Annotated in this window: 19 protein-coding genes and 1 pseudogene; 17 read left to right on the top strand and 3 right to left on the bottom strand. The window is 33.6% G+C overall.

Annotated elements, in window-relative coordinates; translation table 11 throughout:
* Positions 1–6 precede the first annotated feature (6 nt).
* The 3 genes from ACJAX4_RS02995 (at position 7) to ACJAX4_RS02985 (ending at position 3,181) form a co-directional block, all read left to right on the top strand.
* Positions 7–1,110 carry a PTS fructose transporter subunit EIIC gene (locus tag ACJAX4_RS02995; protein WP_435787968.1) on the top strand — a complete coding sequence of 368 codons (1,104 nt, stop codon included), beginning with the start codon at positions 7–9 and terminating at the stop codon, positions 1,108–1,110.
* Between the two features lie 80 nt (positions 1,111–1,190).
* Positions 1,191–1,508 carry a PTS fructose-like transporter subunit IIB gene (locus tag ACJAX4_RS02990; RefSeq protein ID WP_435787967.1) on the top strand — a complete coding sequence of 106 codons (318 nt, stop codon included), beginning with the start codon at positions 1,191–1,193 and terminating at the stop codon, positions 1,506–1,508.
* A gap of 287 nt (positions 1,509–1,795) precedes the next feature.
* A complete protein-coding gene (locus tag ACJAX4_RS02985; protein WP_435787966.1) occupies positions 1,796–3,181 on the top strand; it encodes a sodium-dependent transporter in 1,386 nt (461 codons plus the stop codon).
* Between the two features lie 97 nt (positions 3,182–3,278).
* On the opposite strand, the gene ACJAX4_RS02980 is transcribed toward ACJAX4_RS02985, so the two are convergent.
* Positions 3,279–4,502 (bottom strand): M20 family metallopeptidase, encoded by a 1,224-nt coding sequence (locus ACJAX4_RS02980; RefSeq protein WP_435787965.1) that lies wholly within the window; start codon positions 4,500–4,502, stop codon positions 3,279–3,281.
* Positions 4,503–4,780: 278 nt separating this feature from the next.
* Here ACJAX4_RS02980 and ACJAX4_RS02975 point away from each other — a divergent pair, with 278 nt between their 5' ends.
* Together ACJAX4_RS02975 and ACJAX4_RS02970 are read left to right on the top strand one after the other, a co-directional pair.
* A complete protein-coding gene (locus tag ACJAX4_RS02975) occupies positions 4,781–5,971 on the top strand; it encodes a cation:proton antiporter (protein ID WP_435787987.1) in 1,191 nt (396 codons plus the stop codon).
* A gap of 17 nt (positions 5,972–5,988) precedes the next feature.
* Complete coding sequence (locus ACJAX4_RS02970; protein ID WP_435787964.1) at positions 5,989–6,342, top strand: hypothetical protein; 354 nt, start codon at positions 5,989–5,991, stop codon at positions 6,340–6,342.
* A gap of 69 nt (positions 6,343–6,411) precedes the next feature.
* Here the strand turns inward: ACJAX4_RS02970 and ACJAX4_RS02965 are convergent, their stop codons facing one another.
* Together ACJAX4_RS02965 and ACJAX4_RS02960 are read right to left on the bottom strand one after the other, a co-directional pair.
* Positions 6,412–8,640 carry an ABC transporter permease gene (locus tag ACJAX4_RS02965; RefSeq protein ID WP_435787963.1) on the bottom strand — a complete coding sequence of 743 codons (2,229 nt, stop codon included), beginning with the start codon at positions 8,638–8,640 and terminating at the stop codon, positions 6,412–6,414.
* Positions 8,640–9,338 carry an ABC transporter ATP-binding protein gene (locus ACJAX4_RS02960; RefSeq protein WP_435787962.1) on the bottom strand — a complete coding sequence of 233 codons (699 nt, stop codon included), beginning with the start codon at positions 9,336–9,338 and terminating at the stop codon, positions 8,640–8,642. The genes ACJAX4_RS02965 and ACJAX4_RS02960 overlap by 1 nt, the downstream gene beginning before the upstream one ends.
* A gap of 249 nt (positions 9,339–9,587) precedes the next feature.
* Between ACJAX4_RS02960 and ACJAX4_RS02955 the strand changes: the two genes are divergently transcribed.
* From ACJAX4_RS02955 to ACJAX4_RS02900, 12 genes and pseudogenes are all read left to right on the top strand, one after another.
* Positions 9,588–10,163, top strand: a complete 576-nt coding sequence (locus ACJAX4_RS02955) for a TetR/AcrR family transcriptional regulator (protein ID WP_435787986.1) — start codon at positions 9,588–9,590, stop codon at positions 10,161–10,163.
* 343 nt (positions 10,164–10,506) lie between these two features.
* The gene (gene serS / locus ACJAX4_RS02950; RefSeq protein WP_435787961.1) at positions 10,507–11,781 is read left to right on the top strand and encodes a serine--tRNA ligase; all 1,275 of its coding nucleotides are present in this window, start codon (positions 10,507–10,509) and stop codon (positions 11,779–11,781) included.
* A gap of 87 nt (positions 11,782–11,868) precedes the next feature.
* Entirely contained in the window at positions 11,869–13,137 is a 1,269-nt protein-coding gene (locus ACJAX4_RS02945; protein WP_435787960.1) for an O-acetylhomoserine aminocarboxypropyltransferase/cysteine synthase family protein, read from the top strand.
* 83 nt (positions 13,138–13,220) lie between these two features.
* The gene (gene dapF / locus ACJAX4_RS02940; RefSeq protein WP_435787959.1) at positions 13,221–14,066 is read left to right on the top strand and encodes a diaminopimelate epimerase; all 846 of its coding nucleotides are present in this window, start codon (positions 13,221–13,223) and stop codon (positions 14,064–14,066) included.
* A gap of 104 nt (positions 14,067–14,170) precedes the next feature.
* Positions 14,171–15,433 carry a dicarboxylate/amino acid:cation symporter gene (locus ACJAX4_RS02935; RefSeq protein ID WP_435787958.1) on the top strand — a complete coding sequence of 421 codons (1,263 nt, stop codon included), beginning with the start codon at positions 14,171–14,173 and terminating at the stop codon, positions 15,431–15,433.
* 240 nt (positions 15,434–15,673) lie between these two features.
* Complete coding sequence (gene citD, locus ACJAX4_RS02930; protein ID WP_435787957.1) at positions 15,674–15,937, top strand: citrate lyase acyl carrier protein; 264 nt, start codon at positions 15,674–15,676, stop codon at positions 15,935–15,937.
* Positions 15,937–16,824 carry an aldolase/citrate lyase family protein gene (locus tag ACJAX4_RS02925; protein ID WP_435787956.1) on the top strand — a complete coding sequence of 296 codons (888 nt, stop codon included), beginning with the start codon at positions 15,937–15,939 and terminating at the stop codon, positions 16,822–16,824. The genes citD and ACJAX4_RS02925 overlap by 1 nt, the downstream gene beginning before the upstream one ends.
* A gap of 4 nt (positions 16,825–16,828) precedes the next feature.
* A complete protein-coding gene (citF, locus tag ACJAX4_RS02920; protein ID WP_435787955.1) occupies positions 16,829–18,385 on the top strand; it encodes a citrate lyase subunit alpha in 1,557 nt (518 codons plus the stop codon).
* A 355-nt stretch (positions 18,386–18,740) separates the two neighbouring features.
* Positions 18,741–19,754: a tripartite tricarboxylate transporter substrate binding protein gene (locus ACJAX4_RS02915; RefSeq protein WP_435787954.1), complete on the top strand. Its 1,014-nt coding sequence runs from the start codon at positions 18,741–18,743 to the stop codon at positions 19,752–19,754.
* 76 nt (positions 19,755–19,830) lie between these two features.
* The gene (locus ACJAX4_RS02910) at positions 19,831–20,322 is read left to right on the top strand and encodes a tripartite tricarboxylate transporter TctB family protein (protein ID WP_435787953.1); all 492 of its coding nucleotides are present in this window, start codon (positions 19,831–19,833) and stop codon (positions 20,320–20,322) included.
* 14 nt (positions 20,323–20,336) lie between these two features.
* Positions 20,337–21,842, top strand: coding sequence for a tripartite tricarboxylate transporter permease (locus ACJAX4_RS02905; protein WP_435787952.1), 1,506 nt, complete (start codon positions 20,337–20,339; stop codon positions 21,840–21,842).
* Between the two features lie 70 nt (positions 21,843–21,912).
* Positions 21,913–22,292, top strand: a pseudogene (locus ACJAX4_RS02900) (oxaloacetate decarboxylase subunit alpha); the annotation flags it as partial.

Below are 22,292 nucleotides of genomic sequence, written 5' to 3'. Positions count from 1 at the left end.
ATTAAAATGGAAGATTTAAAAGAATTATTTAAACACACGAGGCAACATTTAATGACAGGGGTTTCTTACATGATTCCGTTTGTTGTTGCAGGAGGAGTGTTATTAGCACTTTCAGTTCTACTATCTGGTTCAGCAGCAGTACCACCAGAGGGCACAAAACTATATGATTTATTTCAAATTGGAGCAGCGGGCCTTGGAATGATGGTTCCAATACTTGCAGGTTTTATAGCATTCTCCATGGTAGATAGGCCGGGACTTGCACCAGGAGTTATTGGTGGATTCTTAGCAAACCAAATAGGAGCAGGATTCCTAGGCGGAATAATTGCAGGACTCCTAGCAGGACTAGTAGTTTTCTATTTAAAGAAAATAAAAGTTCCAAAAATTATGCGTTCAGTAATGCCTATATTTGTTATTCCATTAGTTGGTACTTTTGTGGTTGGTGGATTAATAGTTTGGGTACTCGGACAACCGATTGCAGGTGTTATGGAAGCAATGAAGGTTTGGCTTGAAGGTTTAGGTACTGGAAACATAGCGCTTCTCGGACTTATTTTAGGGCTTATGATTGCATTTGATATGGGTGGTCCAGTTAATAAGGTAGCATATGGATTTGGAGCAGCTATGGTTGGTACAATAGACCCAGCTACAGGCATGGCAGCACCAATGGCTTTAAAAATAATGGCAGGTATAGGTGTGGCTATTTGTACACCACCAATAGGAATGGGTATTGCTTCAATGTTATCACCTAAGAGGTATACTACAGAAGAAAAAGAAGCTGGAAAAGCCGGTATATTAATGGGTATGATAGGAATAACAGAAGGAGCTATACCATTTGCCGCAGCTGATCCTCTAAGAGTTATACCATCAATAATGGTTGGTTCTGCATGTGGTTCAGTTACAGCTATGGTACTTGGCGCAGGAAATCCGGCACCATGGGGTGGATGGATAGTACTACCAGTTGCTTCAGGTAAGGTAAGTTATATTGTTGGTACAATAGTAGGTGTTTTAGTTACAGCACTAGTAGTTAATATTCTAAAGAAACCTATTCAAGTTAAATCTGAAGATGAAATTAGTGGTAGTAGTGATGATAATGAGATAGATTTAGAATTTTAATTATAATAATTACTGATAAGTAGTATACTAAGATAAGCATAATTAAATTTAGGATAGTAATATATTTAGGAGATGAGAATATGAAAATTTTAGCAGTAACAGCTTGTCCATCAGGAGTGGCACACACTTATATGGCTGCTGAAGCACTAGAAAAAGCAGCAAAAGCTAAAGGCATAGAAATTAAAGTGGAAACTCAAGGTCAAATAGGTATAGAAAATAGAATTACAGCAGAGGATGTTAAAGGTTCTGATATTGTAATTTTAACTAAGGATATGGGAATTAAAGAAGTTGAAAGATTTAAGGGTATACCAACAGTTAAAGTTGGAATTAGTGATGTCGTAAAAAAAGCCGATCAATTAATTGATAAAGTTGTGGCGCATGTAAACAGTTTAAAATAGAATAGAAAAGATAAATTAAAGCTATCACTCTAATAATGAGTGGTAGCTTTAATTTATATAGATAAAAAAATGAAACAATATGGCATGCAACAATAAATCGAAAGAATAAGGCTGATTATGGTTTAGGTTTCGATAAATTGCAGAATAATAGGAAGATTGAAATTAATACCTAGTAAGAGGTTGACAGGTACATATGTAAACGATATACTTGAAAAGAATTATGTCGATTTTCACATTAAATTGTATAAATATTCAAGTGTTTTTTAATTTTTATAGGGGGTGTGGTTATGAAAGAAACAAATGGAAAGCCGAAAAGAGATCAGTGGAGTTCAAAAACAGGATTTATACTTGCTGCTGCTGGATCTGCAGTTGGACTTGGGAATCTTTGGAAGTTTCCTTATACCGCAGGTAAAAATGGTGGAGGCGCTTTTGTCGTTGTTTATATTGCAATGCTATTTTTAGTTGGGTTTACTTTAATGATGGCGGAGCTTGTACTCGGTAGACATACACAGCTAAGTGCAGTGGGTGCTTACAGAAAAATTAAGAAAAAATGGGCGTGGGTTGGATTTATAGGAGTAGGGGCATCATTTTTAATATTAACATTCTATAGTGTTATTGGTGGATGGGTATTAAAGTATATTGTTACGGCATTTTCAGGGGGATTTAATACAACAGACCTTGGTGCACTTGAAGGTATATTTTCGACATTCATAGGAAGCCCAGTTCAGCCAATTATTTACCATGGTATATTTATGGCAATAACATTATTTATAGTTATGGGTGGTGTTAGTGGTGGTATCGAAAAGATTAGTAAGATTTTAATGCCAGCATTATTTATAATGATGATTGTAATTATGATTAGATCCGTTACACTTCCAGGTGCTATGGAAGGTGTTGAATTTCTATTAAAACCAGATTTTTCTGTAATTGACGGCTCTGTTATATTAGCGGCGGCGGGTCAGGTATTCTTTTCTCTAAGTCTTGGTATGGGTGTTATTATTGCATACGGTAGTTACCTTGGGAAAAGTGAAAATCTTGTAGAAAGTGCATTCTTTATTCCATTGCTGGATACTGTAATAGCATTACTTGCAGGACTTACAATTCTACCAGCAGTATTTGCTTTAGGATTTGACCCAGCTGGTGGACCTGGACTTCTTTTCATAACATTACCAGGTGTATTTGCTAAGATGCCTTTAGGTTCTTTCTTTGCTATATTATTCTTTGTATTAGTTTTATTTGCTGCTATTACATCTTCGATTTCACTGTTAGAGTCGGCGGTATCAGTATGTATTGACGAATTCAGATGGAAACGTAAAACGGCAACAATTGGACTTGCAATTCTTGCCTTCATTATTGGTGTACCTTCTTCATTAGCTAATGGACCTGTTATGTCAGATATGGTATTTATTAAAGGTCTTAATTTCTTTAACTCGATGAGCTATCTTGCAGAAAGTATCCTTCTACCACTTGCAGGATTAGTGTTAAGTATATTCATCGGATGGGTATGGGGTGTAGACAAAGCTGTAGCAGAAGCTACTAATGACGGAAAAGTAAAGTTTGGACTTGCCTTTGTTTGGGGATTCCTTATTAAATGGGTAGTTCCTATTGCTATATTTGTAATTTTATTACAAAGCACTGGCATAATGGATTGGATTTTAGCTAGTATTAAGTAGTGTTAATTTGTATAATAGAAAAAGCCAACCTGTAAAAAACTTTACAGGTTGGCTTTTTTTGACCAATAATACCATTGTCGGAGCATACTTTTGAGTTTTAGTTTGTAAGTACTTTGACTAAAAAGTCGTAGATAATGTCTGCTGTTTTGACGATAGAACTTATGGTAGCATACTCGTCACAACTATGAATATGTTCACCTTCAGCACCGAAAACAATTACAGGAACATTAAGTCTTGAACCTAAGTGATTAAAATCACCAATGCACTGGAAATAAGAGATACTTGCATCACAATTACAAACATCAACTATTGATTCTAAAAATGTAGCGACAAAATGATTTTGAACTGATACTACATAGGGTATATAGCCTCGGTTGCATCCTAAAGGTGCATCTCTAAAAGTGATTCTATAAGTGCTTTCAATATTTGTTTTTTTTATTGCATCAACTATATAACTTTCTATTTTTTTTTCGTTCTCTCCAATGACAACATGCCAAAAAAGTTTGACTTTAGCATAATCTGGAACGCTACAAGCACCACCATCACTTTCTACTGCAATGACACATGCAACACCTTTACCTAAAAATAAACCCTCAGTATAATCTATTTTTTCTAATTCACACATGAATTTTCCAGCATCCAATGCTGCATTAATACCTAATTTTGGGAGAGCTGCATGAGATGCTTTACCGAAGAATTCTACTTCAACACCATAGCCACCTCTTGCCCCAAGAGCTATATCTGGAAAAGAACGATTGTTGAACCCTGCGCTTGGCTCAGTACTGATTACAAAATCCACGTCTTTAATTAATCCTTCTTCGATTAACGCATTTGTTCCAAGGCCATAAGGTCCCTCTTCATCTGAAACAAAAGTTGCAATAATCTTTCCTGTAAATTCTGTGTGGAGTTCATGAAACTTTCTGAGCGCAAGCATAGAGGAGCAACAACCTGATTTCATATCAAGAGCGCCAAGCCCGTAAATTTTATCATCTTCTACAATTCCTTCGTATGGATTTTTAGACCACCCATTGCAAAGATTAACGGTATCTAGGTGGCCATTTATACAAATAGTAGGGCCGAAAGTTTCACCGATAATTTCACAGATAACATTTTTGCCCTTAAAATTAGTAATTTTCGGCTCATGGTATTCATGAATGAACGCGGGTATATCATTTTTAATAAACCATTGGTAGGTAAAATCCATAATGGCATCTTCAAAATAATAGGGACTTGGTATGGATATCAATTCTTTCATTAATTTAATTACTTCAAATGATGTGATCTCGTCACACGGTGTGGTATTTTCATATATTTTCGTCATACAGAAATCTCCATAAAATTGCTATCAGTATAGGGTATGTTGAAATAATGAAAATAAAACTAATTAAAATAAAAATCCAACAATTTGCAATTTATATCAATTAGTCAGCTTCTTATTTCCATTTTCATGCTGTATCTAGCATTATTGCACATGTGTCTAATAAACTCCTATCAGCTAACCTAGTAGACATAATACTTTATATTTAAAGCTATACAACTATTTACATATAGATATGAAAGTAATATAATAGATGGTATGGGTTTAAACAAAGGGGGTGCATTATTATTAATATAAATGCTTTTATAAGTTTAGGTACAGCATTAATTGTAGGAGTTATATTTGGTAAAATAGTAAATAAATTTAAAATACCATCCGTTGCTGGATACATAATTGCGGGGTTAATTCTTGGAGTTTCGGGTTTTAATATTGTTAACCCTGATATGATAAATAAGCTATCATTTATTAGTGATTTTGCATTAGCAATTATTGCTTTTAAAATCGGAAGTGAACTAGAAGTATCAGTTATAAAAAAACTAGGTAAGTCTATTTTTATAATTGCAACATGTGAAGCACTAGGGGCTTTTTTATTAGTTACGATAGCAATGTATTATTTTACAAATCCACATAATATTGCTATTGCGTTAATACTTGGTGCCGTAGCATCTGCAACTGCTCCAGCTGCTACAGTAATGGTTTTAAAGGAGTGTAAAGCTAAGGGACCATTAACTAGCACATTACTTGGAGTTGTAGCCGTGGATGATGCAATCTGTCTTATGATATACTCTATTGCATCTTCCATAGCAAAAGTCTTTATAAAACATCAAGAAATAACAGTTTTTAAGGTTCTTGTACATCCTATAGCAGAAATTGCATTATCACTTGGGGTAGGTTGTGTTTTAGGAATAGCTTTATGCTATTTACTTGCTAACTGTCGCAATAAAGAAGAAGATCTTGGTTTCGTAGCAGGAACATTAATATTATTAATAGGTATATGTACAGTATTTGACCTATCTTCTCTACTTGCAGCAATGACATTAGGTACTATAGTTGCTAATGTATCATCTTACAGTAGAAAAGCATTCTTTAATATAGACACTTTTTCGCCACCTATTATTGCCGCTTTCTTTATATTAGCTGGCTGTAGACTAGATATTGCACTATTACCAGAAATAGGCGTAATAGGCGTTGCTTATTTCATTTTTAGGATGATTGGTAAGATTGCTGGTGCGTCACTCGGTGCCTCGTTATCAAAAGCACCTGAAACGGTTAAGAAGTACATAGGTTTTGGACTTCTTTCACAAGTCGGTGTTGCAATTGGGCTTGCTATAACAGTTAGTAAAGAATTTAGCGGTACTCAGCTCGGTACTACTGTAATAACAATACTTTTAGCTACCACAATAGTTACAGAGTTAGTTGGACCAATCTTAACTAAAAATGCTATAATAAGAGCTAAGGAATCTAATATTTAATTAAGGAGAGATAACATATGTATGCAGTGTTTATTATATTAAGTAACATTGATAAATTAGATGATATTTCTAAAGTGTTTTACGAAAATGGGTGCGGTGCTACAACTATAGATAGTCAAGGACTAGGTAGTGTATTAGTTGAAAGAAACATTGATATTCCAATATTTGCAGGTATAAGAAGGCTAGTTGAAGGAACTAAGCCCTTCAATAAAACTATAGTATGCGTAATACAAGAGGAGTCTAAATTGAGATCAGTTGTAGATACAATAAGCAAAGAATTTACAAGTGAACCTGACACTGGTGTTATGTTTGTAATGCCTATTTTAGAATGTTATGGATTTAATGAAGAGTATGAAACTATTAGAAAGTAGCCAAACCATAAAAACAAAAGACACCCTCTACATCGACCAAGATTGATGTAGGGGGTGTCTTTTCTATCTCTACTCTCGTTTTTCCTTTAAGCTATCGGCCATTGAAACACTGAGTACCTTTCTTCTGTTTAAAGCCTTTGATATCTCATAGGTTACTAGAATTATTACAAAACCAATTATAATATTTATATTGTTTAATTTGGCAGGTATGGTTATATTCATCTCTTTAGTCATAGTATTAAAAAAGCTTTTGAGTGTTATTAATATAAGTGGCACTGATATTATATATCCTAATATAACAAGTATAATGTTGCTACCAAGTATAAGCGAAAAGACTTCTTTTTTGGTGTACCCAAGGATTCTAAACATAGAAATATTAGCTTTATTCTCCTCTATTAATAAGGAAGTAACTACATAAAGTACTATTAAACCAATAATAAATGCAGTAGCAGCAATTCCACCGATCATATAGTTCATTGGCTTAAGCAGAGCGTTGTAGCCATCTATTGCATCTTGGCTGTTAGTCTTTGATATAAGCTTATCTTGTGATATATTAAGTTTTTCCAAAGAATCTAATTGAAGATAACTATTCTCAGGATAGCTATTCAAGTTATTGAACTTGGTTAAGGGCATATATATTATGTCCCCAATATAGGTTTTTGCAATTTTATCTATTTTAATTGTAAACTCCTTTGAATTTACTTTATTTTCAACGTTTATGCTATCGCCTTCCTTAAGGTTGTATTTATCACTCATGGATTTAGTTATTATTATATTATCAAAATTAATAGGGGTATTATTTTTATCTTCTAAGGTAATTAACTTTGAGTCACCTTCAGCTCCATAAATGATGAAATTCTCATCCTTGTTATTAAACTGGGATGTGAAAGTGGATAGGGATCTTTTTTCTCCGGATTTTATGTCTCCAACTTGAAGTGAATTAAAGGTATATTGATAATTATATTTATATATGTTCTGATAACTGCTATTTACCATGTAATCCATAGAGTCCTTTGTAGCAAAGCCAAGAAGAAGTAACATTGAGGCAAAAGCTACCCCAAGTAGCATAAGCAGGGTTCTAGGCATGCTTCGTACCATTTCTCTTATTTTAAACTTCGTATTGAACTTGAACCTATCCAATTTAAGGTTCTTCTCAATGAAGTTTACCTTTGTTTTGTTTGTTCCGCCGCGCATAAGCTCTAGAGGCGATAATTTAAGTGCGCTTTTAATAACTAAATAAGTTACTGGAATCAAAAATACAAAGGGAAGTAACAAACTTATAATAGTGTATTTTGCATCGAAATTAATAACTAGCACAGGAAGATTATAATAACCTGAAACTGCTGAGACTAGGGGATTTACAAGGAAACTACCTATTATAGTTACTGTGATACTCCCAATAGAGGAAATAACAAATGAATATCTAAGATAATGGGACATTATTTCCCTTTTGGTATACCCAAAGGAATACAATGTTCCTATAATTAAATACTCTCCTTTAAGAAGTCTAGAAAGAACAACAGATATAAGCACACAGGTTAATAGAAGAATAGCTATAGGCATATATTTACCAACAGCAACACCACCACTTAAATCACCATCTATAAAGGAAATTCTGTTATTATCTTTTTTGTTAATCCATTGAATCAACATATTGTCATTATTTAAATTCTTCTTGAATTTCTCATTGTTTTCTTTATTAAATTTAACACTATAGTAGGTTAGCGGGGTTCCGATTTTTTCAATATCTGAATTTGACACCACAGCTACCCCAAAGGCCTTTGGATTTTTTAAAATATCATTGGCGGATTTTAGTGGATATACATAATCAGGCGTTGTCATGTAACCTACTATTTTAAAGTTTGTTTTTTTTATTTTTAAATTATCATCTATAGATAATAAATGAGCACTGGCAAAGCCTTTATCTATTAATATTTCATTTTTATTCTGAAGAGTCTTGCCATCTATTACAGCGTATTTATCTATTTTTTCTGTGCTTTGTAACACTCTTAAAACGGATTCCTTGTCATAATCGCAGTCTACTGATTTTCTCTCTTCCAATAACAAATCATATTTGTGTTCCAATTCATTAATATTTTCTACGGGGTTCTCTGCAATAAAACTGGCATCTTCTAATTTGTTTTCCACTCTGAAACTTTTAAGATTATCAAGTACTCCTACCATGGCAATATTAAAAGAACTGTAAAGCATGCAGCCTATTATTATAAGTATTATACAGCCTACATACTGAGATTTGTGTTCATACATAGTCCTCTTTACTTTTTTATTTAATATCATTACCATTCAACCCTTTCTGCAGGCAATATTTCTTCATTTATTATGTTCTCACTCACTGCTCCTGATCGAAGCTTTATTATTCTATTTGCTATTCCGCTAATTGCAGTATTATGAGTTATTATAACCACCGTAGTATTAAACTTTCGGTTTACTTCTGTAAGCAATTTTAGAATCTCTTTTGCAGTGGTGAAATCTAGTGCTCCTGTAGGCTCATCACATAACAATAATTTAGGATTTTTAACTAAAGCTCTGGCAATAGAAACTCTCTGCTGCTCCCCGCCACTCAATTCTCTTGGAAATCTATTTTTAAACTCACTCATACCTACTGAAGCTAATACCTCATCTATTTTCAGTGGGTTCTTACTTATATTGGAAGCAACTTCTACATTTTCATATACGGTTAAGTTAGGTACTAAATTATAAAATTGGAATATAAAACCTAAAGAGTTTCTTCTGTACAGAGTTAATTTATAATCACTTAACTTAATTATATCGACTCCATCTACAATGACATTTCCACAATCTACATGGTCTATTCCACCGATTATATTAAGTAGTGTAGATTTACCTGAACCGGAAGGTCCGAGAATCACTACGATTTCACCTTCATCAATACCTAGATTAATATTTTTTAATGCTTTAAAAGCAACATCGCTAGTTTTATAAGATTTATCTACTTTATTAATTTCGATAAACATATTATTCCTCCTGACTTAAATTAGTTTATTTTGAAGTTCGTTCATATTTAAAGTACATTCACATTGCAAATCTAATAAAATCTTTTGTCAATTGTAAAATATATCAAGATAAATATATTAAGTGAAATATATAATATTGTTTTATCCTAGATGTATGCTAAAATATACATATTAGAAATTTTATAAATTATGTGGGGTGTTTTAATGGCTGGACTTAGAGAAAAACAAAAAAAAGAAAAATAAAATCGTATAATAAAAGCCTCACTGGAGTTATTTACTTCAAAAGGTTTCAATGATACTACAATGGAAGAAATAGCTGAAAAAGCAGAGGTTGGCGTTGGTACTCTCTACAACTACGTGAAATCTAAAGGTGATTTATTACTGCTTATTTTAACAGATAAAACTGATGATATATATATAGAAGCCGAAAAAATTATTGAGAAACCAGGTAGCGATGTAGTAGAAACATTAGTGGATTTACTGAAAATTTATATGCAAGGACTTTTTTTATCCATGCCACAAAATTTGTTTAGAGACATTTTATCTGTGATTTTTTCACAACAGTATGATGAATCTAATTTTGGAAAGTTAATTAAATTGGATTATAAATTAATGAATCAGGTTAAAGCTCTTTTAAATGGGTACATAGAAAAGGGACTAATTGACTCTAATGTAAATACTGAAATATTGTCTTTCAACATATATTCGGTAGTATTAATGCAATTCATGGGTGCTTTAATGCAAGAGCCGATTGATTTAGAAATGCTGAGTGAGGTTATGAGAGCTCAAATAGCGTTACTTTATAATGGGTTCAAACCAGTATAAATTTAAAAAATATAATACTTTACTTTATTTACAGTTAATGATATTATCTTTTAAAGAATAACTTTGTAAACTACAAAATTAATACATTGTGTAAATTATGGAAATTAAGATTGCTATTGTACTTAAGAGAGCTGATGGTTGGTGAGAATCAGTGTGTAATATAATCCCTCCGATTCCATAAAAGTAAGTTAAAAAAATAAAGGGTTGTGTCCTTTATCGCACAATAAAGTGGTCATATGTAAATATGACAAATCGAGTGGCACCGCGGGAGTTTAACTCTCGTCTCTATAGTTTTATAGAGACGAGAGTTTTTTTGTATACAAAATTGAGGAGGTACAATAATATGTTAGATTTAAATTTAATTAGAGAAAATACTCAGGAGGTTACGAAGGCTCTTTCTAAGCGTATTGACAATATTGATTTCACTGAGCTTCTTAAGTGGGACGACGAGAGAAGAAAGTTAATACTAGAAATTGATATCCTAAAAAATAAGAAAAATAAAGTATCTAAAGAAATACCGGAACTTAAAAAAAGTGGTGAAAACATTGAAAGTTTATATTTAGATATGAAAGAGGTTTCAAGTGAAATAAAGATTTATGAGGACAGATTAACTCCACTTTATGAAAAAATAAATACTTTTCTAGAAGCCTTACCTAATTTACCGGATGATGATGTGGTGGCCGGAGGAAAGGAAAATAATGTGGTTATACGAGAATGGGGCAAAAAGCCTAATTTTAATTTTGCTGCAAAGGATCATGTGGAACTTGTAACAACACATAATTTAGTGGATTATGAAAGAGGAGCAAAGTTATCAGGAAATGGTTTTTGGGTTTATAAAGGTGATGGTGCTATTCTTGAATGGGCACTTCTTAATTATTTTATAGAAGAGCACATAAAAGATGGGTATGAATTCATTTTACCTCCGCATATTTTATCATATAAGTGTGGGCTCACCGCTGGTCAGTTTCCAAAATTTCAGGATGAAGTTTTTAAGGTTACTGATAATAAAAACAAAGAAAGTAGTCAGTTTCTACTTCCAACTTCAGAAACCGCATTAATTAATTTGCACAGAGATGAAATCCTAAAGGAAGAAGATTTGCCCAAAAAGTATTTCTCATATACACCTTGTTATCGAGTAGAAGCAGGAAGTTATAGAGCATCAGAAAGAGGAATGATTAGAGGCCATCAATTTAATAAGGTAGAAATGTTTCAATATACAAAGCCAGAAGATTCAGATTCTGCGTTTTGCGAACTTTTGGGTAAAGCAGAAAAGCTTGTACAGGGACTGGGGCTTCATTATAGGGTGAGTAAGTTAGCTGCGAAAGATTGTAGTGCATCTATGGCGAAAACCTATGATATTGAAATATGGATTCCTAGCATGAATGAATATAAAGAAGTGAGTTCAGCATCAAATGCTCGCGATTATCAAGCAAGACGGGGAATGATAAGATTTAAAAGAAATGAAAGTAAAAAGATGGAGTATGTTCATACTTTAAATGCGTCTGGTCTAGCTACAAGTAGATTGTTTCCAGCGATAGTAGAGCAAATGCAACAAGAAGATGGTAGTATTATTGTTCCAGAAGTATTAAGAAAATGGGTAGGGAAAGATAAATTATAGTAAACTAAAGTAGATGAATATTTATACTTGAAAATAGAAGGAAAATAAGTAATAATGTATATAATATTAAAAAAAGAGGTGTAGTAAGTGAATTTATGGAAAATTGAAACTAAGTGTTTACAGGAAGGGTATAAACCTTGCAATGGAGAGCCACATGTTTTGCCAATATGCCAGAGCACTACTTACAGATACAAATCTACAGAGCAGGTAGCTAAGCTATTTGATTTAGAGGAAGCTGGACATATGTATTCTAGAATTAGTAATCCAACAGTAGAATGTTTGGAAAATAAAATTGCTGCACTTGAAGGAGGAGTAGGTGCATTATGCACATCCTCAGGGCAATCAGCAACACTAATTTCGATATTAAATATTTGTCAAAATGGAGACCATGTAGTTTCGTCAAGTGCTATATATGGTGGAACCTTTAATTTGCTTGCAATGACTATTAAAAAAATGGGCATTGAAGTAACATTTGTAGACGCTGACAGTGATGAAGAGGAAATTCAAAAGGCGTTTAGAACAAATACCAAAGCAATTTTCGGAGAGATAATTGCAAATCCTAAAATTAGTGTACTAGATATAGAGAAGTTTGCATGCCTTGCGCGTAGGAATGGAGTACCTCTTATAATTGATAGTACATTTGCTACGCCAATACTTTGCAGACCTTTTGAGTTTGGTGCGGATATAGTGGTACATTCCACTACAAAATATATGGACGGACATGCCTCTAGTGTAGGGGGAGTAATAGTAGATTCAGGTAATTTCGACTGGACAAAGGGTGAATTTCCTGAGTTTACGCAGCCTGATCCATCTTATCATGGTCTAGTTTATACACAAGCTTTTGGAAAAGCAGCCTTTATTGCAAAAGCTAGAGTTCAAATGATGAGAGATATGGGGAATTGCATGAGTCCCAATAATGCTTTTTTAACAAATTTTGGTATGGAGACTTTACATCTTAGGATGGAAAGACATTCTGAAAATGCTTTAAAAGTAGCAACCTTCCTTCAAGGCTTAGATAAAGTACAATCAGTTAGTTACCCTTCACTACCAGGGGATAAATATAACGCACTAGCAAAAAAATATTTACCTAAGGGGTCTAGTGGGGTTATTTCCTTTATTATAAAGGGTGGAAGAGAAGCAGCTGTGAAATTTATGGACAAATTAAAACTTGCCTCAATAGTTGTACATGTGGCAGATGTAAGAACATTAGTATTACACCCTGCAAGCTCAACCCATAGGCAAATGAATGACAAACAGCTTTCTGAGGCTGGAATTGAACCTGGATTAATCAGATTTTCTGTGGGAATAGAGAATGTGGAAGATATTATAGAAGATATTAGGCAGGCCAATAAATAAAACTATAGATTTGTTGAAGTATTACGACTAAACAAGTTTAAAATAGAATATTATATTAATAGAGATATTTCGAGGAGGAAACTATGGAATTCACTAAAATTCAAGGAGCAGGTAATGACTTTATAATAGTAAATAATATGAAACTTAAGTTGCCGCTAAATAAGATTCCTAAAATAGCTGCAAAGTTGTGTAAGAGGAAAGTATCCTTAGGTGCAGATGGTTTTATAGTAGTTGACGCGTCTGAGAGTGATGCTGATTTTAAAATGCGTTTTTATAATTCTGATGGTAGTATTGGTGAGATGTGTGGTAATGGTGCAAGATGCATTGCTAGATATGCATATATGAATAATATTGCAGGGGAAAAAATGAAGTTTGAAACATTGGCAGGTATAGTATCAGCAGAAATAATAAAGGGTAGACTTGTAAAAGTTCAACTTAATAGTCCTGAAGATATTAGACTTGATTCTGATGTTGAAATAGATGGTAAAAAATATGAGTGTTCATATATAGAACTTGGTAATCCAGGAATTCCTCATGCGGTTGTAAAATATCCAGGTCTTCAAAACACGGAGGAAAGTGAATTATTTGATATTGGGAGAAAAATAAGATTTCATAAAGATTTTCCTAAAGGAGCAAATGTAAACTTTTTTGATATTTTAGACGATACAACCGCAATTTTAAAAACATATGAAAGAGGAGTTGAGGATTTCACATTGGCTTGTGGAACGGGCTCTGGTTCAACAGCAGTTGCTCTAGTACTAAAAGGATATTTAAAGGGTAACAAAGTGAAAATTGTTTCACCTGGAGGAGAATTATTCATAGAAATGGAAAAAACAGGGGATAGTGTAGAAAAGCTATTTTTAATAGGGGATACCAATATTATTGCAATTGGAAAAATAATGGATGAAGATTTGGATAATATATTATAGTTTCTAGTTTTTTAAGTGATTATAGAATATTCATTTCCTGCCATGGTTTTGATATTTTATATATAAATGATAAACAATACTAAACAATGAAAGGAAGTATTAAAATGAAAACAACCAAACAAAGCGTATGGAAAAACTATCGGTTTCCTATTATTTTACTTTTATCTATTGTAATTGGTAGCATCATTGGTATTATTTTTGGTGAAAAAGCTATAGCACTTAAGCCTTTTGGAGATATTTTTCTTAATTTGATGTTTACGGTTGTAACCCCTTTAGTATTTGTTACCATAGCTAGTGCAGTAGGAAACATGGTGAATATGAAAAGGCTTGGGAACATTGTAAGTAACATGTTCTTGACCTTCGTTGTTACAGGAGTTATTGCTGGCTTTATCATTCTTATTATTGTTAAGGTATTTCCTCCTGCGGCAGGTGCTAATCTAGCATTAGATTCTACAATGGAGCTAGAAACAGTCAAATTTTCCGAACAAATTGTTAAGGCACTAACCGTAAATGATTTTAGTGGCCTACTTTCTCGCTCTAATATGTTGCCACTTATTGTATTCTCAATTATATTTGGTTATTGCGTTAGTTCTCTTGGCGGTGAAAACAACATTATAGCCAGGGGTTTAGATGCTATGACCAAAGTTATGATGAAATTTGTTGGTATTATTATGTGGTATGCTCCAATTGGTCTAGGTGCTTATTTTGCAAGCCTAATTGGTGAGTTTGGACCTCAACTATTGGGTGCATATGCAAGAGCTATGATTATCTATTATCCACTATGTATTGCATACTTCTTTATTGCATTTTATGGATATTCTTATTATGCTGGAGGTAAGGAAGGAGTGAAAACTTTCTTCAAAAACATTTTAGGACCGGCTATTACGTCGATTGCAACACAGAGTTCTATTGCAAGTTTGCCTGTAAATCTAGAGGCAACAGAGCGTATGGGAGTACCAAAAGATATTCGTGAAATTGTTCTACCTATAGGTGCAACCATGCATATGGACGGTACTGTTATCTCTTCTATATTAAAGATTTCATTTCTGTTTGGTATATTTGGACAAGAGTTTTCAGGCGTTGGAACCTACGCTACAGCAATAGCAGTTTCAGTTCTTGGTGGCGTAGTTATGTCCGGTGTTCCGGGTGGCGGACTTATCGGCGAAATGCTCATTGTTAGCTTATTTGGATTCCCACCAGAAGCATTCCCAATTATTGCAACTATTGGGTTCCTTGTAGATCCTCCTGCAACCTGTATAAACTGTACTGGTGATGCTGTAACATCAATGATTGTTACACGACTCGTGGAAGGCAAGGACTGGATGAAGAAGAATGTTCAAACTTCATCAACTTCTATTAAGGGGTAAGGTGATTTGACTACTAGATATTAATGTGATATGATACGGTAGTATTTAGTAGGTCACTTTTAAGGTAAAGATATAATTAATTTAATAAAATATATGTTGACAGTGATTAAAGAAAACTTATAAGTTTAGCTTTATAAGGTCGGCGCAAAAAACATTTATGTTTTTGTGCTGACCTTTTTTTGTTTTTAAAAAATAGGAATTTTATTTAATACACTAAACTTTTGGAGGAGGTTTTTAATTATGATAGGACAAGCAGGTAGAGAAAAAGGTGATGATGTTTTGGTTAATGTTAATTTGAACGTATCTGACGGTGTAAACGTAGACATAGAAAGTAAAGTCAAACAACTATTTGAAAAACAGATAGAGAAGTCTGTTAAAGACGTATTGGATGAAATGAATATTAAAAATGCACATGTTACTTTAAAAGATCAAGGAGCTTTAGATTTTGTAATAAAAGCTCGTGTTAAAACAGCCATTAGAAGAGCAAAAGGAGGAATGAATTAATGAAAAAATTAAGAAGAACAATGATGTTTTGTCCTGCCAGTAATCCTAAAATGCTCTTTACAGCGCAGATTTATAACCCGGATTGTATAATATATGATTTGGAGGATGCGGTTGCCTATGCTGAAAAAGACTCTGCAAGAGATTTATTATGTGAAGCCTTAAAAGCTGTGGATTATGGAAATATTGAAGTATTTGCAAGAATTAACGCATTGTATACACCATTTGGTGAAACAGATGTACGAGAACTTGTAAAAGCAGGGCTTAAAAATATTAGATTACCTATGTGTGAATCTAGCGCAGATGTTAAAGCGTTAGAAGTACTTATAGAAGAAGTTGAAAAAGAAAATGGCATAGAAATAGGAACAGTTAAAATACAATGTGCGATTGAAACTCCAAAGGGAGTAGAAAATGCATATGAAATAGCAAAATCTAGTAGTAGAGTCATAGCGATATCTATTGGTGCAGAAGATTTTACTAGATCGCTTGGTACGGATAGAACAAAAGCTGGAAGAGAATTATTTTATGCAAGAACAAGAGTAGTTATTGCGGCATCAGCTGCAGGAATAGATTCTATAGATACAGTATGGGCAGATGTTTCAGATATGGAAGGATTTACAGCGGAAGTAAAAGACGCGAAAAATTTAGGTTTCTCAGGTAAATCATGTGTGCATCCAGCGCAAGTTAAAGAAGTACACAGGATTTATACACCTACAAAAGATGAAATTTCAAAGGCTTTAGAAATTATCTGCGCTGCTAAAGAGGCTGAAACAATGAATCTTGGAGTAATAACTGTTAATGGTAAGATGGTAGACTTTCCAGTAATTCAAAAGGCTGAGAGAATAGTAGCGCTCGCAAAAGGCGCAGGAGTACATAAGGAGGAGGAATAAAACAATGGAGTTTATAGTGAATGCAGTAGGTAGAAAAATACCTAGATATATAGAAGGTGTAGGGGAAACAACACCATATGTAGGTCCTTTTGAAACAAAACCTGAAGGCAGAAAATATTTGCCTAAAAAATCATACAACAAACCTGGTGACAATAAAGTGCTAAGTAATATTAGGGAGGCTATCGATGCGGTTGGTCTTAAAGATGGAATGACTATATCTTTTCATCATCATTTAAGAGATGGGGATTATATACTAAACACAGTTGTGGATGAAATAGCAAAAATGGGTATAAAAAATATTACAATTTGCGCTTCATCTTTGAATAAAACTCATGAACCTCTAATTGAACATGTGAAAAATGGTGTGATTACAGGAATCCAAAGTAGTGGTCTTAGAGGAAAGCTTGCTAAAGAAATATCTACCAAAAATATTTTAGGAAACCCTGTAATATTTAGAACGCATGGTGGAAGAGCAAGGGCTATTGAGGCTGGAGATGTAAAAATTGATGTAGCATTTTTAGGAGCATCTTCTTGTGATAAAATGGGTAATATGAATGGAGTGGATGGAAAATCTTCCTTTGGAGCCATTGGATATGCTATGGTTGATGCTGAGTATGCAGATAAAGTAGTAGCAATAACGGATAATATAGTAGAATATCCATTATATCCTATAAGTATTACTCAATCATTAGTTGATTATGTTGTTGTAATGGATGAAATAGGGGATACCTCATTAATTTCTACAGGTGCCACTAGGGTAACTAATAATCCATTGGAACTTAAAATAGCAGAGAATGCAGCAAAGGTACTAATAGATTCTGGATACGTGAAAAATGGTTTTTCATTTCAAGCTGGAAGTGGCGGATCTTCACTAGCAGTAGTTAAATTTATTAAGGAATATATGAAAGAAAATGAAATTATAGGCTCATTTGCCTCAGGCGGAATAAATTCATATTTGGTAAACATGCTAGAAGAAGGGTTATTTAAAGCCTTATTTGATACACAGACTTTTGACTGCGAATCATCTAGTTCGCTTAAGAGAAATCCCAATCATATAGAAATGTCAGCATCAACGTATGCCAACCCTCATAATAAAGGCTGTGTTGCGCATCAGTTGGACATAATGGTACTTTCAGCTACAGAAGTAGATATTAATTTTAATATTAATGTTATGACAGGTTCAACAGGAGTAATTATGGGAGCTCAAGGTGGACATCCTGATACGGCTGCTGGAGCAAAACTTACGGTTGTAGTAGCGCCACTCATGAGGAAAAGAATACCTATAATAGTAGATGCAGTAACTACAGTTGTAACCCCAGGTGAAACTGTTGATGTGGTTGTTACAGAAAGAGGAATAGCAGTGAATCCTCGGAGAACAGATATAATAGAAAAATTAAGAAAATCTAACCTTCCTATTATGACTATAGAAGAATTAAAGAAATTGGCGGAAAGTTTTACAGGTATTCCAGAAAAACCAGAATTTGATGAAGAAATTGTTGGAATAGTAGAATATAGAGATGGGACTGTAATGGATGTTATAAGAAAAGTAAAGCAAAAATAATTACTCTTGTTCAAAATATAGTATTAATACATTGACATAGTGCTTTGGACATGCTAAGATAACCACATAAGAAGTGAAGGCAATAGGCTTAAAGTAAATATATATATAGGTACTTTGAGATGAAAAGGTTTTCGCTGAATAAAGTGTGAATTATAAAATTTAATATTTATGATGACAGGGATTAAAGATAACTATTTAAGTTAAGCTTTATAAGGTCAGTTCAAGAAACTTTAAGGTTTTTTGTGCTGGCCTTTTTATTTTGCTTAAATATATTCTACTGAAATAAGGTAATTAATCCTTGCATTAAAATATAAATCAAAGCAGTCAAAAATTAAAATTTGAGGGGGAAATTACTATGAAAAAGAACAATTTAATGAAAATCATTTTAGCCGGAACATTAGCAGTTACATCTTTAGCAGGTTGTGGAGCAAAAACTACGACTGATGAGGGAACGACACCTGACTATCCTAAAAATGCTATGGAATTTATAGCACCAGGTGGAGCAGGTGGCGGTTGGGATTTAACTATCCGTACTGTAGGAAAAGTATTAGAAGATACAGAGCTTGTATCAGTACCAATGCCAATAACTAACAAACCAGGCGGCGGTGGCGGTGTAAATTTAGCATACATGCAGGCAAAGAAAGATGCAGATAATCTAATATCTGTATATTCACCACCAATTATCCTTATTAACTTAAATGGTTCAACAGAATTTAGTTATAAAGATACTACACCACTTGCAGGACTTATTTCAGATTACGCAGCTTTTGCTGTAAATAAGGATTCGAAATATAAAAATATTAATGAAGTAATGGATGCATTAAAAGAAGACCCTAAGAGTGTTAAAATAGGTGGAAACTCTTCAGCAGGAAGTATGGATCATATTCAATTCTTAATAATTGCAAAAGCTGCAGGAGTTAAAAACATAAAGGATATAGATTATGTAAGCTTCCAAGATGGTGGAGCTTCAGCTCAAGTATTAGGTGGGCATATCGATCTTTTAACAACAGGAATTTCTGACGTTGCACAATTAGCTGAAAGTGGAAAATTAAGAGTATTAGCTCAGACAGCTGATAAGAGAGTAGGAACAGGCGCTGTTGCAGAAATACCTACATGCAAAGAAGAAGGAATAGATGCAACATTTACAAACTGGAGAGGATTATTTGCACCAAAAGATATGCCTGATTATGCTGTTAAGTATTGGCAGGATACTTTAGGTAAAATGGTAGAAACTCCAGAATGGATTGAAGCTTGTAAGACAAATGGATGGGACCAAACGTACTTAAATACAGCTGATTTTAATACTTTCTTAGATAAAACTAATGAAGATTATAAATCAATATTAGAAGAAATTGGAATGCTAAAATAGGAAAAATACATGAAGGTCAAATCTGATAAGGAAAGTTCTTTCCTTATCAGATTTACATTTAGAAGGAGGATATAAATTGGGTAGTAAGCGTAAGTTAGATTTTGATGCTTTGGTTGGAATTGTTGTTGCATTATTTGGATTAATTTATATTTTAGGAGCTTATCTCTTACCAAGATCAACAATAGGAAAACCATTAGGGCCTTCAGCCTTTCCGTTTTTATTAGGTGGAATGCTGTTTGCTTTAGGAATTTTACTTTTTTTAAAAAGTGATATGTCAAAGACAAAAGAAGCATTACAACAGTTAAAGAAAATGAGTGATAAAGAAAAATCTAATTCAAAGCTTATTGCGTTAACCTGTATGTTTTGCGTTATATATGCTTTGATTTTTGATAAAATTGGATTTGTAATTTCAACTTTCTTCTTTCTTGAAGGTATGCTTTATTTGACTAATAAAAAAGAAATAATAAAAAATTCAATAGTGAGTATATGTTTTAGTATTGGTATATATATTCTATTCTCGAAGTTTCTAGGAATTATTCTTCCAACAATACCGTTTATAAATATTTAACAGGAGGTGAAATAATGGGTGACGTATTAGTAAATTTATTTAATGGGTTTCTGGTAGCAGTTACACCTTACCATATACTTATGGTTACTGTAGGTGGAGTATTAGGTACTATTGTTGGTATGCTTCCAGGACTTGGACCTGCAACAGGGGTTGCAGTATTACTCCCACTTACTTTTTCAATGGGACCAACAGCTGCATTAATTACAATGTGTGGGGTCTATTATGGATCTATGTATGGTGGTTCAAGAAGTTCAATTTTAATAAATACTCCAGGAGATGGTGCGGCTTTAGCTGCAACTTTTGATGGCTATCCTATGGCTATGGGGGGCAGGGCAGAATCTGCTCTTGCAATATCTGCAATAGCATCATTTATTGGTGGAACAATTGCAGCAGTATTCATGGTTCTTGTTGCTAATCCTATTGCGGATTTTGCTATAAGATTTGGACCGGCTGAATATTTTCTTTTGATGATAGCAGCACTTGCAATGACAGCATCAATGTCAGAAAAGAATATGTTAAAGGGTTTTATTGCAACAATTGTAGGACTCATGATAACAACAGTTGGTATAGATGCACAATCTGGTGTTCCAAGATTCACTTTTGGAAACTTGCATTTACAAACAGGAATAGATTTTCTTGTAGCTATAATTGGTATATATGCTTTAGGCGAGGTTTTTAAAAGCTTTAAAACACTTCAAGAGGGAACTAAAAAATCTCAGACAAAGTTTAAGAAGATTTGGGTTACAAAAGAAGAATGGAAAAGATGTAAATGGCCTATACTAAGAAGTACACCAATGGGATTCTTTATTGGAGCACTTCCAGGAGCAGGTGGAACAATGGCATCGTTAATGGCATATAATAATGAAAAATCATTTTCGAAACACCCAGAAGAATTTGGTAAAGGCGCTATAGAAGGCTTAGCGGCACCAGAAGCTGCCAATAACGCTGCGTCAGTTGGAGCTTTGATACCGATGCTTACTCTTGGTATTCCAGGTTCAGGAACAACTGCAGTTATGATGGGCGCATTATTGATGCTTGGTATTCAACCAGGACCGCTATTATTCTCACAGCATCCTGATATAGCATGGGGACTTATCGCAAGTATGTTTGTTGGAAATATTGTATTAGCAATTATAAATATTCCACTTGCTGGACTTCTTGTAAGAGTTCTAGCTATTCCAGCAAAAGTATTATACCCTCTAGTACTAGCATTAGCCTTCGTAGGGTGTTATGCTATAAGTAACAGTGTAACAGATTTTTATTTATTAACTGGATTTGGTGTTTTAGGATACATAATGAGTAAAGTAGAGCTTCCATCAGCACCATTGGTACTAGGTTGTATAGTTGGGGGAACAATGGAACAATCATACAGACAAGCAATGACAATATCAAATGGAAGTATGAAAATTTTCGTTGGTTCAGGAGTAGCATTAGGTTTGATAATTATTACAATTGCTTCAATTGCATATCCAATGATTAAAACATCTTATAAAAAGAAAAAAATGAATATCGCACAGTAACAAAGTACTTAATATTTAGCTAACCCATTATTATAAAATGAGTTAGCTTTTGTTAAAAAGAGGTGAAAAAATGGAAAAAATTAAATTTACTGAAACAGCATTAAGAGATGGACATCAATCTTTAATTGCAACAAGGCTTACCACAGCAGAAATCCTACCTATTTTAGAGAAAATGGATAAGGTGGGTTACTATTCTATGGAAGTTTGGGGTGGGGCTACTTTTGATTCTTGCTTAAGGTTTTTAAACGAAGATCCGTGGGAAAGACTAAGAGAAATTAGAAAAAGGGTAAAGAATACAAAACTTCAGATGCTTTTAAGAGGTCAAAATCTTCTAGGGTATAAGCACTATCCAGATGATATAGTAGAAAAATTTATAGAAAAGGCTGTAGAAAATGGTATAGATATTATTCGTGTATTTGATGCTCTAAATGATGTAAGAAATTTAGAAAC

The organism is Clostridium sp., from assembly GCF_051278035.1.
Lineage (GTDB): Bacteria > Bacillota > Clostridia > Clostridiales > Clostridiaceae > Clostridium_AD.
This window is presented reverse-complemented; position numbering and strand designations above follow the sequence as displayed.

Excerpts from the sequence above, each read along its gene's own strand:
- ACJAX4_RS02995 (WP_435787968.1), top strand. The coding sequence starts at position 7 with ATGGAAGATTTAAAAGAATTATTTAAACACACGAGGCAACATTTAATG.
- ACJAX4_RS02990 (WP_435787967.1), top strand. The coding sequence starts at position 1,191 with ATGAAAATTTTAGCAGTAACAGCTTGTCCATCAGGAGTGGCACACACT.
- ACJAX4_RS02985 (WP_435787966.1), top strand. The coding sequence starts at position 1,796 with ATGAAAGAAACAAATGGAAAGCCGAAAAGAGATCAGTGGAGTTCAAAA.
- ACJAX4_RS02980 (WP_435787965.1), bottom strand. The coding sequence starts at position 4,502 with ATGACGAAAATATATGAAAATACCACACCGTGTGACGAGATCACATCA.
- ACJAX4_RS02970 (WP_435787964.1), top strand. The coding sequence starts at position 5,989 with ATGTATGCAGTGTTTATTATATTAAGTAACATTGATAAATTAGATGAT.
- ACJAX4_RS02965 (WP_435787963.1), bottom strand. The coding sequence starts at position 8,640 with ATGATATTAAATAAAAAAGTAAAGAGGACTATGTATGAACACAAATCT.
- ACJAX4_RS02960 (WP_435787962.1), bottom strand. The coding sequence starts at position 9,338 with ATGTTTATCGAAATTAATAAAGTAGATAAATCTTATAAAACTAGCGAT.
- serS (WP_435787961.1), top strand. The coding sequence starts at position 10,507 with ATGTTAGATTTAAATTTAATTAGAGAAAATACTCAGGAGGTTACGAAG.
- dapF (WP_435787959.1), top strand. The coding sequence starts at position 13,221 with ATGGAATTCACTAAAATTCAAGGAGCAGGTAATGACTTTATAATAGTA.
- ACJAX4_RS02935 (WP_435787958.1), top strand. The coding sequence starts at position 14,171 with ATGAAAACAACCAAACAAAGCGTATGGAAAAACTATCGGTTTCCTATT.
- citD (WP_435787957.1), top strand. The coding sequence starts at position 15,674 with ATGATAGGACAAGCAGGTAGAGAAAAAGGTGATGATGTTTTGGTTAAT.
- ACJAX4_RS02925 (WP_435787956.1), top strand. The coding sequence starts at position 15,937 with ATGAAAAAATTAAGAAGAACAATGATGTTTTGTCCTGCCAGTAATCCT.
- citF (WP_435787955.1), top strand. The coding sequence starts at position 16,829 with ATGGAGTTTATAGTGAATGCAGTAGGTAGAAAAATACCTAGATATATA.
- ACJAX4_RS02915 (WP_435787954.1), top strand. The coding sequence starts at position 18,741 with ATGAAAAAGAACAATTTAATGAAAATCATTTTAGCCGGAACATTAGCA.
- ACJAX4_RS02905 (WP_435787952.1), top strand. The coding sequence starts at position 20,337 with ATGGGTGACGTATTAGTAAATTTATTTAATGGGTTTCTGGTAGCAGTT.